Here is a 12,861-nt window from a genome sequence, read left to right as displayed (position 1 = left end):
CGACTGCAAGCGTCACCGGCGTCAGAGCTTCCATCCCGAATGGATGGCGGCGATTCCGCCGGAGAGATTGCGGTAGTCGACGCGCTCGAAACCGGCCTCTCCGATCGCCGCGGCGAAGTTCGCCTGGTTCGGGAACCGGCGGATCGACTCCACCAGATAGGCATAGGATTCGCGGTCGCGCGCGACGATCTCCCCGATCCGCGGGATCGCCTGGAAGGACCACGCATCGTAGACCTTGTCGAGAACCGGCAGGTCGACTTCGGAGAATTCGAGGCACATGAACCGGCCCCCGGGCTTCAGCACGCGATAGGCCTCCTTCAGCGCCTCCCCGATCCGCGGTACGTTGCGGATGCCGAAGGCGATCGTATAGGCGTCGAAGTGGTTGTCCGGCAGGGGCAGTTCCTCGGCATTGCCCTCGGTGAAGGTGAGGTTCTCCCCGAGCTTCTTCTTGATCGCCCGCTCCGCCCCGACGGCGAGCATCGAGGCATTGATGTCGAGAACGGTGCCGTGGGCCCGCCGGCGCGTCGCCTCGACGATCCGGAAGGCGACGTCGCCGGTGCCGCCGGCCACGTCGAGGAAGCGGTATTCCGGCCGGTGCGGCGGGCTGAGCCATGCGACCATCGCCGCCTTCCAGGCCCTGTGCAGACCGCCGGACATCAGGTCGTTCATCAGGTCGTAGCGTTCGGCGACACGATGGAAGACCTCGTTGACGCGCTCCTGCTTCTCGCCCCGGCCGCTGACGGTCGCATAGCCATAGGCCGTCTCCATGGCTTCGGCTCCGGTGACGCGCGACTGCGACATGACATTCGACCTTCGTTGCAACGCATCGCTTCGATGCGGATATTGCGCGCACCCGACTCATCGCCTGGCGGGCAGCGAGGAGACGTCGCGCGAGACCGGCCTAACGGCTTCTTCGCGCCCCGCCAAGAGGCGACATCGAGGCCCCCGTTCGAGCAGAGGACTTAAGCGCACATGCCGGAATTGCCAGAGGTGGAGACCGTGCGGCGCGGCCTCGAGCCGGTCATGGCGGGCGCCCGGATCGAGCGGGTCGTGCTTGCCCGCCCGGATCTGCGCTTTCCCTTGCCGGAAAACTTCGCCGAGCGGCTCGAGGGCCTAAGGATCGAGGGGCTCGGACGGCGGGCGAAATACCTCCTCGCCGATCTCGAAGGCGGCACGGTGCTCGCGATGCATCTCGGCATGTCCGGCTCGTTCCGCATCGAAAGCCGCGCCGGAACGCAGACGCCCGGCGTCTTCGTCCACCCGCGATCGAGCGAGCGGCTGCACGATCACGTCCGTTTCGAGCTGGAGACCGCCGAGGCGACCCCCGTCTCGGTGGTCTTCAACGACCCGAGGCGCTTCGGCTATATGAGTTTGATCGAACGCTCGGCCTTCGACGCCCATCCGCATTTTCGCGGTCTCGGCATCGAGCCGACAGGCAACGCTCTGTCCGGCGCCGCGCTGGCGCCGCTCTTTGCCGGTCGCGCCGCGCCGTTGAAGGCGGTGCTGCTCGACCAGAAGGTCGTCGCCGGCCTCGGCAACATCTATGTCTGCGAGGCGCTGTGGCGGGCGAAGCTCTCGCCGAGGCGGGCCGCCGGCACCCTGGTGACGGCGAAGGGCGCACCAACGAAGCGGCTCGACGAACTCGCCCGGCAGATCCGCGAAACGATCTTCGATGCGATCGCCGCGGGCGGGTCCTCGCTGAAGGACTACCGCCAGGCCGACGGCTCGCTCGGCTATTTCCAGCATTCCTTCGCGGTCTACGACCGGGAGGACGAGCCCTGCCCGCGCGGCGGCTGCCGCGGCATCGTCAAGCGGATCGTCCAGTCCGGCCGCTCGACCTTCTTCTGCCCGCTCTGCCAGCGCTAGCCGCCCCACATGCCCGGTGGACCTTCGCCGCCAGGACCCGCGCTGCCACGTCGTATTGCGTTCGCTGCCTCGTTCGTCCAAGCATGGCGAAAATCAAGCGCCGGCGTTTCGTCCGGCGCCTGTCGAGACGGTGGAGCGCCATGAACTACGAGACGATCAAAGTCGAGACCCGCGGACGTGTCGGCCTCGTGACCTTCAACCGGCCGAAATCGATGAACGCACTGAGCATCCAGATGATGCGCGAGGTCGTCCAGGCGCTGCAGGCGTTCCAGAACGACGCCAGGATCGGCGCGGTGGTTCTGACGGGGTCGGAAAAGGCCTTTGCCGCCGGAGCCGACATCAAGGAGATGCAGGGGCTCGACTTCGCCGAGGCCCTGACGACCGATCTGTGGGCCGAATGGGAAGGTCTCGGCGAATTCCGCAAGCCGACGATCGCGGCCGTCGCCGGCTATGCCCTCGGCGGCGGCTGCGAGGTGGCGCTGATGTGCGACATCGTGATCGCCGCCGACAACGCCAAGTTCGGCCAGCCCGAGATCACTCTCGGCGTCATTCCCGGCATGGGCGGCACCCAGCGCCTCGCCCGATCGATCGGCAAGGCGAAGACGATGGATCTGTGCCTCACCGGCCGGCTCATGGACGTCCAGGAAGCGGAACGCTGCGGCCTCGTCGCGCGGATCGTGCCGGCGACCGACCTCGTCGAGGAGGCGCTGCGCACCGCCGACAAGATCGCCAACTTCTCGTTGCCGGCCGTCATGCTCGCCAAGGAATCGGTCAATCGCGCCTTCGAGGTGCCGCTGTCGGAAGGACTGCGATTCGAACGGCGGGTCTTTCATTCGCTGTTTGCCACCGAGGATCAGAGCGAGGGCATGGAGGCCTTCGTCCAGAAGCGCTCGCCGCAGTTCAAGAATCGCTGAGGCGCCCGCCTGCCCGCCTCTCCGCCCGCCCGATGGCGAAGCCCGCCGAGGGAGTGACGGCGACGTCGAAGGTTGACGCGGGGCCGCCTCTTTCTTATAAGGCGCGCCAATTGGCGGTGCCTTGCGGGCGCCGCCCCGTTCTTTTGTGCGCTGCGGGCCTTGCTGAACGCTGGCGCTGCATGGTCCGATCAGGAAAGAGAGACGACAATGGCCAACACTCCTTCGGCCAAGAAGGCGACGCGTAAGATCGCTCGCCGTACGGCCATCAACGGTGCCCGCCGCTCGCGCGTGCGGACCTTCCTGCGCAAGGTCGAAGAGGCGATCGCCGCCGGCGACAAGGAAGCCGCCGTCGCTGCCTTCCGGAATGCCGAACCGGAAATGCGCCGCGCCGCCTCCAAGGGCGTCTTCCATCGCAACACCGTCTCGCGGAAGATCTCGCGCCTGTCGCATCGCGTGAAAGCGATCGCCGAGGCCTGATCGGCGCATTTCATGTCTTTGAGAAAGCTCGGCTCCGGCCGGGCTTTTTTGATTCGTGACGTCTTGCGGACGCCGGGCCGGCGAGTCGCCCGGAACGGGCGCCAGATCCTCACGAGGCAGCCCAGCCACAAGATCGTGTTAGAAGAAATCTATTTAAATCAATGCCTTGGAAGAGGTCGTCGATCGGGTTATGATTGCCGGCTAACCAATTTCTGCCAAGCCTTTGAGTCAAGTAGGCCGCCACGAATCCGGCGAAATTTATTCTTTCGCTCCCATCGCCTACGGGACAGAACCAGCCAAACCGCCCGGGCATAAGGGGTTCCGGCAAGGACCCTCCGTCAGAGCGATGTCGGAGTCGCAACAAGGGCACCCTCGGCGACTCGGAATCGCGTCGAGTCGGCTTGCCCCGGCCGCTCGGGTCTCGTAAATTCTCGCCATGACAAGAGCGGGGACAGACGTAGTGCGGGGACAAGCGAACTTATCCAGAACTTCAAGCAGTGCTGTGATGGGTTCGCGGACATTGATCACAACGTCAGCCTCTTAGACTCTCAGATTCTATCACGAAATTAGTGACGGTGGACGGCCCGCCCCAAGGGCAGCCGGCTGGATACTGTTGTTTTACTGACCGGTGGGAAGGTGTGATGGCGCAAGGCTACGAAGGCGACGTGAGCGTCCGGCAATGCTGGTCGGACTTGGCGGGCGATCCGGCCGCGATCCTCGTCGACGTCAGGACGGCGGCGGAATGGACCTATGTCGGGATTCCGGATCTTTCGCCGCTCGCCAAATCGGCGGTCCTGGTCGAATGGCAGTCCTATCCCTCGATGGCGGTCGATCCCGATTTCGTCGAGCGGGTCGAGGCAGCGCTCGGCGGGGGCCCGGGCAAGTCGGACGGACGGATCTATCTCCTCTGCCGCTCGGGGGTTCGCTCCGTCGCGGCCGCTCGCGCCCTCACGGCGGCCGGCTTCCGGCACTGCATCAACATTCTCGACGGCTTCGAGGGCGCTCCGGACCAGGATGGTCACCGCGGTACCATGGCCGGCTGGAAAGCGGAGGGGCTTCCGTGGCTACAGAGATGATTCACGCCCGCCCGGCGGCAACGGGCCCGGCGCGAACGAAGGTCGACGGCGCCATGAACGCGCAGCAAACGAAGAGCGGCAAGCACGGGGCAATGATGACGGAGGTTGACTCAGACCGGGCGGAGGTGATCGAGCGCGTCAAGATGCGTCTCAAGGCCCAGCTCGGCCAGGACATCTACATGAGCTGGTTCCAGCGCATGAAACTCGACACTCTCGGCAAGGGTGTCTGCCAGGTCTCCGTGCCGACTGCCTTCCTGCGCAGCTGGATCCAGTCGCACTATCAGGAGCTCTTGACCGAGATCTTTGCCGACGAGGTGCCCGGCACGCTGCGCGTCGACGTCGCCGTGCGCTCCGCCGTCCGGGGCGGCGGGGTCACCATCCGCTCGAGCCGCATCGGCGGGCGGACCGAGCAGGCGGCCCCGCTGGCCGCGGCCGACGCCCGGCTCGCCCAGCGACCGGAGGCCGAAGAACCGGAGGCCGTCGAGGCGCCGTTCACCGTGTCCGGTTCGGCCGACTTCGGCTCGCCGCTCGATCCTCGTTACGTCTTCGACAGCTTCGTCGAGGGGGCCTCGAACCGGGTCGCGCTGGCGGCGGCGAAATCCGTGGCCGAGAACGGGCCGGGTTCGGTGCGCTTCAATCCGCTCTTCGTTCATGCGGCTGTCGGCCTCGGCAAGACCCACCTCCTCCAGGCGATCGCCAACGCGGCGGTTCGCCGGCCGGACCGGCCGCGGGTGGTCTATCTGACCGCCGAATATTTCATGTGGCGCTTCGCCACGGCGATCCGCGACAATCGGGCTCTCGATCTGAAGGAGACCCTGCGCGGCATCGACATCCTGATCATCGACGACACCCAGTTCCTGCAGGGCAAGTCGATCCAGCAGGAATTCTGTCATCTTCTGAATGCGCTGATCGATTCGGCCAAGCAGGTGATCTGCGCCGCCGACCGTCCGGCGGCGGACCTCGAGTCTCTCGATCCCCGGGTGCGCTCGCGGCTCGCCAACGGCATCACGCTGGACATCGGCGTCCCCGATTATCCGATGCGCAAGGCGATCCTCGAAAGCCGCGCGGCGGCCATGCGCGCCGAGGATCCGACCTTCGCCATGCCGGACCACATGATCGATACGATCGCCAGACGGGTGATCGGCTCCGGCCGCGACCTCGAGGGCGCCTTCAACCAGATCGCCTTCCGCCACTCGCTCGGCCAGCCGCTCTCGGCCGAGCATCTGGAAGACCTGCTCAACCAGCTGACCCGGGCGAATGTCGAGCGGAAAGTCAGGATCGAGGACATCCTCAAGTTTGTCTCGCGGCACTACAACGTGACGCGCACGGACCTTCTGTCCGCGCGCCGCACCAAGACCATCGTCCGGCCCCGCCAGATCGCCATGTATCTCGCCAAGACGATGACGCCACGCTCCCTGCCGGAGATCGGCCGGCGCTTCGGCGGCCGCGATCACACGACGGTGCTCCACGCCGTGCGCAAGATCGAGGGCGAGCGCTCCAAGGACGAGACCTTCTCCAACGAACTCGACCTGATCCGCAGGATGATCGAGGAATAGCCGGCTCGCCGGCGTACCCGCCACCATTACGGCCGACAAGACGGCGGTGCGGCGCGCTTTTGGCGCGTCGTCCCGCCGCTGCACCCTTTTCAAGCCGCCGGCGAGCCTCTAAGAACATTGGTCCCGGAGGGCTCTTGTCCGGGTCCCGGGACCCTATGGAACGGCAGACCCCATGCGTATCATCATCGAGCGTTCGAACCTTCTGAAGTCGCTGTCGCACGTCCACCGCGTGGTCGAGCGGCGCAACACGATTCCGATCCTGTCCAACGTCCTGGTGCGCACCGAGGACGACGGAATGCGGCTGAAGGCGACGGATCTCGACATCGAAATCACCGAAACCGTTCCGGCGATCGGCGAGGAGACGGGCGCGACCACCGTTCCGGCCCATCTTCTCTACGACATCGTCCGCAAGCTGTCCGAGGGCTCGGAGGTCAAGCTGGCCACCAATGGCGAGGGGACGCAGATGACGATCTCCTCCGGCCGGTCGAACTTCCGCCTGCAATGCCTGCCGGAGTCGGATTTTCCGGACATCACCGCCGGCGGCCTCAGCCACAGCTTCTCCCTCAAGGCGTCGGATCTCCTGCGACTGATCGAGCGGACCCAGTTCGCGATCTCCACCGAGGAGACCCGCTACTATCTCAACGGCATCTATCTCCACACGGTCGACGCCGACGACGACCTGTCGCTCCGGGCCGTCGCCACCGACGGTCACCGGCTCGCCCGGGCCGAGGTCAAGGCGCCGTCGGGCTCCGAGGGCATGCCGGGCATCATCGTGCCGCGCAAGACCGTCGGCGAGGTGCAGAAGCTGCTCGGCGAATGCGGCGAAGACGACATGGTGGCGATCGAGCTTTCCGATTCGAAGATCCGTTTCACCATCGGCGCCGTGGTGATGACCTCCAAGCTGATCGACGGCACCTTCCCGGATTATCAGCGGGTCATCCCGCAGAACAACGACAAGGCGCTCACTCTCGACCGGCAGACCTTCTCGGCCGCCGTCGATCGGGTCTCGACCATCTCCTCGGAACGCGGCCGCGCGGTGAAGCTGTCGCTCTCGCCCGATCAGCTGATGCTGACGGTGAATTCGCCCGACAGCGGCACCGCGACGGAAGAACTCGCCGTCGAATACGGCTCCGACGACATCGAGATCGGCTTCAACGCCCGCTATCTCCTCGACATAACCAGTCAGCTCTCCGGCGAAAGCGCCGTCTTCATGCTGGCCGATCCCGGCTCGCCGACTCTCATCCGGGACGGCGGCGACGAGACGACGCTCTACGTCCTGATGCCGATGCGGGTGTGAGGAAGACGGCGGAGCCGGCCTTGAGCGACACTCCGCCCTCGTCCGCGCCGCTGCCCTCGACGCGGGTGGAGCGGCTGCGGCTCGGCGACTTCCGCAACTATTCCACGCTCGATCTTTCCTTCGACAGCGGCTTCGTCGTGTTCTTCGGCGACAACGGCGCCGGCAAGACCAATCTGCTCGAAGCCCTGTCGCTGCTCTCGCCCGGCCGCGGCATCCGCCGTGCGACCTATGGCGAGATGGCGCGCAAGGGCGGCAGCGGCGGGTTCCTCGCCCGAGCGGCAGTGATCTCGGGGGACGGCGCGGTGATGGTCGAGTCGCGGCTGCATCCGCCGGCGGACGGGCCCGCGAGCCGCGCCCTCAGGATCGACGAGACCGCCACGAAGACGGCCGACGAGCTGCTGGAGATCTGCCGCGTCCTCTGGCTGACGCCACCGATGGATGGCCTCTTCACCGGCCCCGCCGCCGACCGCCGGCGGTTTCTCGATCGCATGGTGCTCGCCATCGATCCGGCCCATGGCCGCCGCGCCAGCGACTACGAGCGGGCGATGCGCTCGCGCAACCGCCTGCTGTCCGAGGACCGCATGGACGACGCCTGGCTCTCCGGCCTCGAGGCGCAGATGGCCGAACTCGGCATCGCCATGGCGATCGCCCGCGCCGAGCTCACCGACATGCTGGCGACGAAGATCGCCGCGGCGGCGGATGCGAGCCCGTTTCCGGCCGCGCGGCTCTCGCTCCAGTCCGGCTTCGAGGACCTGGACCTGTCCCTGCCCGCCGTCGACGCCGAGGAGGCGGTACGGCGTGGGCTCCAGCGCTCGCGGTCCGGCGACCGCGCAGCAGGGCGGACCAGAGAGGGCCCGCACCGTGCCGATCTTTCGGTGTATTTCGCCGCCAAGGACATGCCCGCCGCCCTCGCCTCGACCGGCGAACAGAAGGCGCTCCTGATCGGCCTCGTCCTCGCTCATGCCCAACTCGTCGCGCAGGTTTCGGGTTTCCGGCCAATCCTCCTCCTCGACGAGGTGGCTGCGCATCTCGATCCCGGCCGGCGACAGGCGCTGTTCGATCTCGTCGCCTCGCTCGGGGTGCAGGCCTTCATGACCGGGACCGACGAAGCGCTGTTCGAAGCGCTCACGGGGCGGGCGAACATGATCCCGATCGGCCGGACGAGCGGAGAATGAAGCGATGAGCCAGACGATTGGAGCGGCGCTCGAGCGGGACGAAATCGCGCGCTATGCCCGCCACATCGTGCTGCCGGAGGTCGGCGGTTCCGGTCAGCAGAAGCTCAAGGCGGCGCGGGTTCTCGTCGTCGGGGCCGGCGGTCTCGGCTCGCCGGTGGCGCTCTATCTCGCGGCGGCCGGCGTCGGGCGGATCGGCATGGCCGACGACGACGAAGTGTCGCTGTCGAACCTGCAGCGGCAGGTCGTCCACGCCACCGCCGACATCGGCCGGCCAAAGCTCGACAGCGCCGGCGAGCGTGTCGCAGCCCTCAACCCGCACGTCGATTTCGCGTCCCATTTCCTCCGGATCGATGCCGAGAACGGCCCGGCGATCGTCGCGGACTACGATCTGGTCGTCGACGGGTCGGACAACTTCTCCACCCGTTATCTGATGGCCGATCTCTGCGAGGCGGCGGCGATCCCGCTGGTGACGGCGGCGGTGCAGCGCTTTTCCGGATCGCTCACCGTCCTCGCCCCGCATCTCGTCGACGCCGAAGGGCGCCTGAACCCCCGCTACCGCGATCTCTTTCCCGAGGCCCCTCCCCCCGGCGTCGTGCCGAGCTGTGCCGAGGCGGGCATCCTCGGCACCACCACCGGCGTCCTCGGCACGCTCGCGGCCAACGAGGCGGTCAAGCTGATCTGCGGCATCGGCGAGCCGCTGATCGGCAAGCTGTTGATGGTCGACCTCCTTGCGATGCGCTTCGAGACCATCCGCTACAAGCGGCCGAGGACCGCCTGACATCCAGGGGCGACGAGACACTGCGCCGACGGACGCCGGCTATTCGGCGGCGACGGCATTCCCTGCGGCGGCGGGTGCCGCTGGCGCATCGGCGGCGTGGTCGGGAATCGCCAGCGACAGGATGATCGCCGAGAGGCCCGACAGGGTGATCGGCGTCGCGAAGACCTGCCGGATGAAGTCCGGCAGCTGCTGGGTGGCGTCGGGCACCAGCGTCACGCCGAGGCCGAGACCGAAGGACACGGCCATGATGTAGGCCTTGCGCCGGTCGATCTCCTCGCTCGCCAGGATGCGGATGCCGGCGACGGCGATCGTGCCGAAGAGCACCAGCGTCGCCCCGCCGAGCACCGGCTTCGGGATCAGCAGGAAAGCGCTGCCGATGATCGGCAGGAAGCCCATCACCACCAGGATGCCGGCGATGTAGAGGCCGACATGGCGGCTGGCGACGCCGGTCATCTGGATGACGCCGTTGTTCTGGGAGAAGGTCGTGTTGGGGAAGGTGTTGAACAGCGCCGCAAGCCCGGAATTGACGCCGTCGGCGAGCACGCCGCCCTTGATGCGGGAGAGATAGAGATCGCCCTTCACGGGCTCGCCGGCGATCACCGAATTGGCGGTGAGGTCTCCGGTCGTCTCGATGGCGGTGATGAGGTAGATGAAGGCGATCGGCAGGAACAGCCCCAGATCGAAGTCGAGGCCGTAGCGCAGCGGCATCGGCAGCGCCACGACGGGCCCGGTGCCGATGGACGAGGCGTCCACCTTGCCGAGGACGAGCGCGACGACGAAGCCCGCAATGAGGCCGAGCATGATCGCCGAGATGCGGATCATCGGATTGGAATGGAAGCTCAGCACCAGGATCACCGCGACGACCAGGAAGCCGAGGGCGAGATTGACCGGATCGCCGAGATTCTCGCCGGCCGTCGCGCCGCCGGCAAAGTCGGTGAAGCCGACCTTGACCAGCGACAGGCCGATCACGGTGATGACGACGCCGGTCACCGTCGGCGTGATGATCCGTCCGAGCCTGCCGATGAACTGGGAGAGCACGATCTCGACCAGGCAGCCGACGAGGCAGAGACCGAAGATCATCGCCAGGATGTCTTCGGGCGTCCCGCCCCGTCCCTTGACGGCGAAGCCCGCCGCGAGGACCGCGCCGAGAAAGGCGAAGCTCGTTCCCTGCAGGCTGAGGAGGCCCGAGCCGACCGGGCCGATCCGGCGGCACTGGATGAAGGTCGCCACGCCCGACACGAACAGCGACATGGCGATGAGATAGGGAACCTCGGAGCCGAGCCCGAGGACACCGCCGATGATCAGGGTCGGCGTGACGATGCCGACGATCGCCGCGAGGATGTGCTGGACCGCGGCCAGGGTCGCAGGCCCGGGCGGTGGCACGTCGTCGAGCTTGTAGATGAGGGTGCCGAGCGGCGCTGCCGTCTTTTCGCCCATTCCGTCTCTCCTCTGGTCACTCCGGTGACGCCGCGACCGCTTCCGACGGCATCTCGCGCGTCATGGGACATGCCAAGCAGGAAGCGTACCAGTCGGGGGCGGGTGGAGAGCCGGCCCTCAGGGAAGAGAGCGGCTACCGCGTCGGCCCGAAAATCGGAATCGATTTTCGGAAAGCACGATGCGTAGGTTCGATGGCTTGGAGCGCCCTTTGTGCGTCCGATTGGACGCACGGCGCTCGAGGACGAAACGAAACGCCCCCGGCCGCTGGCCGAGGGCGTGGTATGGTCGTTCGGTGCCCCGTGCGCCCGGCGCGCGGGGTCCGGTCCCGGCGCTGTGGGTTCAGGCCGCGGCGGCCTCGATCTGCTTCTCGTTGGCGTTGCCGGCGCCCGAGGCGATCTCGATCTTGCGGGGCTTCATCGCTTCCGGAATGATCCGGACGAGATCGATGTGCAGGAGGCCGTTCTTCAGGCTGGCGCCCTTGACCTCGACATGCTCGGCGAGCTGGAAACGGCGCTCGAAGGCGCGACCGGCGATGCCGCGATAGAGGGTCTCGCTCGATCCGTCTTCCTTCTCGGCCTTCTCGCCCTTCACGGTCAGCGTGTTCTCACGCGACTCGATCGACAGCTCGGTCTCGTCGAAGCCCGCCACCGCCATGGTGATGCGGTAGGCGTTCTCGCCGGTGCGCTCGATGTTGTAGGGCGGATAGGTCTGGCCGTTGTCCGGCTGGGACAGCCCGTCGAGCATCGAGACGAGGCGGTCGAAGCCGACGGTGGAACGATAAAGGGGGGCAAAATCAACGTGACGCATGATGTTCTCCATGGGAAGCAACAAGTTTCGTCCATGACCGATCGAGCAACCCGTCTGGCGTTGCTTCGGTCCTGCAGCCCTTTTCAGCGACTGCATCGATGAGTTGGTTGCGCCTCTTTCGCCGTTCAAGAGGAAATTCGAAGCCGGCGAAAATTTTTGGTGATGCCGCGAGCGGATCCGCACCGGTGCCCGCAGGATCGGACGAGCCGGCCGGCACCCTGAACGACAGATGAACGGCGGCTTCCGGCCCCGTTCAGGGGGCTCGTGCGATCTTTCGGGTCATGGAGAGGCAAGTCGTTCGGAAAGCCCGACGATCTGCCGCTTCGCCGCCGACCGTCTTCGATGTTTCATCGGCGGAAAGAAACGGTCGCAGTGTCCCGTCCCTTCCACTGTGACCGCTCGACCGGGAGTCTTGAAGACGGGGCTCCCGGTCTCTTTTCTTCTTTGCGATAAGACGGCAGCCCGTCCGCATCCGGCCGGTGCCCGATCCGCGGCCTCAGTGATCGCGTAACGTCATGCCGTGACGCCTCGGTATTCGGCTTCTCGGCGGCGAATCGACCGCGACGGGAGCGGCTCGGGCTCGTGGGCCCCTCCCCTCGTTCCGCCTCAGGCCGCGCGCGCCGCCGGCACGAGGGCGCGCGAGGACGCTCCGCTGGCTGCAGCCACCCGGTCCTCCTCCAGCATACGGATGCGCTCGTCCTTCTGGCCGGACTCGCGATGCAACCGCTCGATCTCGTGCTTGCGCTTGTAGGCGGCCCGGCGATGGTGGTTCTGGGTCAGGAACGTTCCGATGCCGCCGAGAACGAGACCGACCACCACCGCGCCCATCAAAAGAAGCGAAAGCGATACGGCGAAGCTGAGCTGCGGAATGCTGCCGAACGGATCGAGGCTGACCGTGACGTCGCCTCGATTGACGACCATGAACACCACGAGCACGACGGTGATCGGCAGGAGAACGATGGCGGCGGCGATTTTGGCGATCATGTCTCTTCGTCCAGTCTGGTCGGGGGGCGCGGCGACGCAGGAGGCATAAGATGGCAGACGGACGGCCCGCGTCAACGCGCCGAGCGCATTCTCGTCGTCGTCCGCGCCTGCCGATGCGCCGGCGGCGTCACTTGCGGTTCAGCCGTTCCCGCAATTCCTTGCCGGCCTTGAAGAACGGCACCCACTTCTCCTCGACGGAGACGGCCTCGCCGGTGCGCGGATTGCGGCCCGAACGCGGTGGCCGGTTCTTCACCGAAAAGGCACCGAAGCCTCGCAGTTCGACGCGGTTCGAATCGCACAGAGCCTCGGTGATTTCGTCGAAGATGGCGTTGACGATCGTCTCGACGTCCCGCTGGTACAGATGCGGATTGCGGTTGGCGATGGCCTGGACGAGCTCGGACTTGATCATTCTCTATATCCCTCATGCAAAGCGCCGCAGCCGGCAGACGATGTGCTTGTCTCCCACCGCTGCGGCAGGTCGGCAAAACTGATAA

At 66.5% G+C, this 12,861-nt stretch carries 13 protein-coding genes; 8 read left to right on the top strand and 5 right to left on the bottom strand.

What is annotated here, in order from left to right; translation table 11 throughout:
- Positions 1-21 precede the first annotated feature (21 nt).
- A complete protein-coding gene (gene ubiE, locus LZD57_RS10415) occupies positions 22-801 on the bottom strand; it encodes a bifunctional demethylmenaquinone methyltransferase/2-methoxy-6-polyprenyl-1,4-benzoquinol methylase UbiE (protein ID WP_233719556.1) in 780 nt (259 codons plus the stop codon).
- A 171-nt stretch (positions 802-972) separates the two neighbouring features.
- Between ubiE and mutM the strand changes: the two genes are divergently transcribed.
- The 8 genes from mutM (at position 973) to LZD57_RS10375 (ending at position 9,139) form a co-directional block, all read left to right on the top strand.
- Complete coding sequence (mutM, locus tag LZD57_RS10410) at positions 973-1,866, top strand: bifunctional DNA-formamidopyrimidine glycosylase/DNA-(apurinic or apyrimidinic site) lyase (protein WP_233719555.1); 894 nt, start codon at positions 973-975, stop codon at positions 1,864-1,866.
- 140 nt (positions 1,867-2,006) lie between these two features.
- Entirely contained in the window at positions 2,007-2,780 is a 774-nt protein-coding gene (locus LZD57_RS10405) for an enoyl-CoA hydratase (RefSeq protein WP_233719751.1), read from the top strand.
- Between the two features lie 207 nt (positions 2,781-2,987).
- A complete protein-coding gene (rpsT, locus tag LZD57_RS10400; RefSeq protein WP_163462803.1) occupies positions 2,988-3,257 on the top strand; it encodes a 30S ribosomal protein S20 in 270 nt (89 codons plus the stop codon).
- 641 nt (positions 3,258-3,898) lie between these two features.
- Positions 3,899-4,333: a rhodanese-like domain-containing protein gene (locus tag LZD57_RS10395; protein ID WP_233719554.1), complete on the top strand. Its 435-nt coding sequence runs from the start codon at positions 3,899-3,901 to the stop codon at positions 4,331-4,333.
- Positions 4,334-4,386: 53 nt separating this feature from the next.
- Positions 4,387-5,889 carry a chromosomal replication initiator protein DnaA gene (dnaA, locus tag LZD57_RS10390; RefSeq protein ID WP_420844790.1) on the top strand — a complete coding sequence of 501 codons (1,503 nt, stop codon included), beginning with the start codon at positions 4,387-4,389 and terminating at the stop codon, positions 5,887-5,889.
- Between the two features lie 172 nt (positions 5,890-6,061).
- Positions 6,062-7,186 carry a DNA polymerase III subunit beta gene (gene dnaN / locus LZD57_RS10385; RefSeq protein ID WP_233719553.1) on the top strand — a complete coding sequence of 375 codons (1,125 nt, stop codon included), beginning with the start codon at positions 6,062-6,064 and terminating at the stop codon, positions 7,184-7,186.
- Between the two features lie 50 nt (positions 7,187-7,236).
- Entirely contained in the window at positions 7,237-8,361 is a 1,125-nt protein-coding gene (gene recF, locus LZD57_RS10380) for a DNA replication/repair protein RecF (RefSeq protein ID WP_233719749.1), read from the top strand.
- A 4-nt stretch (positions 8,362-8,365) separates the two neighbouring features.
- Entirely contained in the window at positions 8,366-9,139 is a 774-nt protein-coding gene (locus LZD57_RS10375; protein ID WP_233719552.1) for a HesA/MoeB/ThiF family protein, read from the top strand.
- Positions 9,140-9,178: 39 nt separating this feature from the next.
- On the opposite strand, the gene LZD57_RS10370 is transcribed toward LZD57_RS10375, so the two are convergent.
- The 4 genes from LZD57_RS10370 to LZD57_RS10355 form a co-directional block, all read right to left on the bottom strand.
- Complete coding sequence (locus tag LZD57_RS10370) at positions 9,179-10,576, bottom strand: uracil-xanthine permease family protein (protein WP_233719551.1); 1,398 nt, start codon at positions 10,574-10,576, stop codon at positions 9,179-9,181.
- Between the two features lie 339 nt (positions 10,577-10,915).
- Positions 10,916-11,383, bottom strand: a complete 468-nt coding sequence (locus LZD57_RS10365; protein ID WP_233719550.1) for an Hsp20 family protein — start codon at positions 11,381-11,383, stop codon at positions 10,916-10,918.
- 606 nt (positions 11,384-11,989) lie between these two features.
- On the bottom strand, positions 11,990-12,367 hold the full coding sequence (locus LZD57_RS10360) for a LapA family protein (RefSeq protein WP_233719549.1): 378 nt from the start codon (positions 12,365-12,367) through the stop codon (positions 11,990-11,992).
- A 127-nt stretch (positions 12,368-12,494) separates the two neighbouring features.
- Entirely contained in the window at positions 12,495-12,776 is a 282-nt protein-coding gene (locus LZD57_RS10355) for an integration host factor subunit beta (protein ID WP_233719548.1), read from the bottom strand.
- Positions 12,777-12,861: the final 85 nt, after the last annotated feature.

The organism is Jiella avicenniae (assembly GCF_021390325.1).
Taxonomy (GTDB): Bacteria; Pseudomonadota; Alphaproteobacteria; order Rhizobiales; family Rhizobiaceae; genus Jiella; species Jiella avicenniae.
Note: the sequence above shows the minus strand (reverse complement) of the source record. Positions and strands in the feature narration are given on the sequence as shown.

Coding starts and splice junctions, on each gene's coding strand:
- mutM (WP_233719555.1), top strand. CDS start 973: ATGCCGGAATTGCCAGAGGTGGAGACCGTGCGGCGCGGCCTCGAGCCG.
- LZD57_RS10360 (WP_233719549.1), bottom strand. CDS start 12,367: ATGATCGCCAAAATCGCCGCCGCCATCGTTCTCCTGCCGATCACCGTC.
- dnaN (WP_233719553.1), top strand. CDS start 6,062: ATGCGTATCATCATCGAGCGTTCGAACCTTCTGAAGTCGCTGTCGCAC.
- rpsT (WP_163462803.1), top strand. CDS start 2,988: ATGGCCAACACTCCTTCGGCCAAGAAGGCGACGCGTAAGATCGCTCGC.
- ubiE (WP_233719556.1), bottom strand. CDS start 801: ATGTCGCAGTCGCGCGTCACCGGAGCCGAAGCCATGGAGACGGCCTAT.
- dnaA (WP_420844790.1), top strand. CDS start 4,387: ATGAACGCGCAGCAAACGAAGAGCGGCAAGCACGGGGCAATGATGACG.
- LZD57_RS10370 (WP_233719551.1), bottom strand. CDS start 10,576: ATGGGCGAAAAGACGGCAGCGCCGCTCGGCACCCTCATCTACAAGCTC.
- LZD57_RS10395 (WP_233719554.1), top strand. CDS start 3,899: ATGGCGCAAGGCTACGAAGGCGACGTGAGCGTCCGGCAATGCTGGTCG.
- LZD57_RS10375 (WP_233719552.1), top strand. CDS start 8,366: ATGAGCCAGACGATTGGAGCGGCGCTCGAGCGGGACGAAATCGCGCGC.
- LZD57_RS10355 (WP_233719548.1), bottom strand. CDS start 12,776: ATGATCAAGTCCGAGCTCGTCCAGGCCATCGCCAACCGCAATCCGCAT.
- LZD57_RS10365 (WP_233719550.1), bottom strand. CDS start 11,383: ATGCGTCACGTTGATTTTGCCCCCCTTTATCGTTCCACCGTCGGCTTC.
- LZD57_RS10405 (WP_233719751.1), top strand. CDS start 2,007: ATGAACTACGAGACGATCAAAGTCGAGACCCGCGGACGTGTCGGCCTC.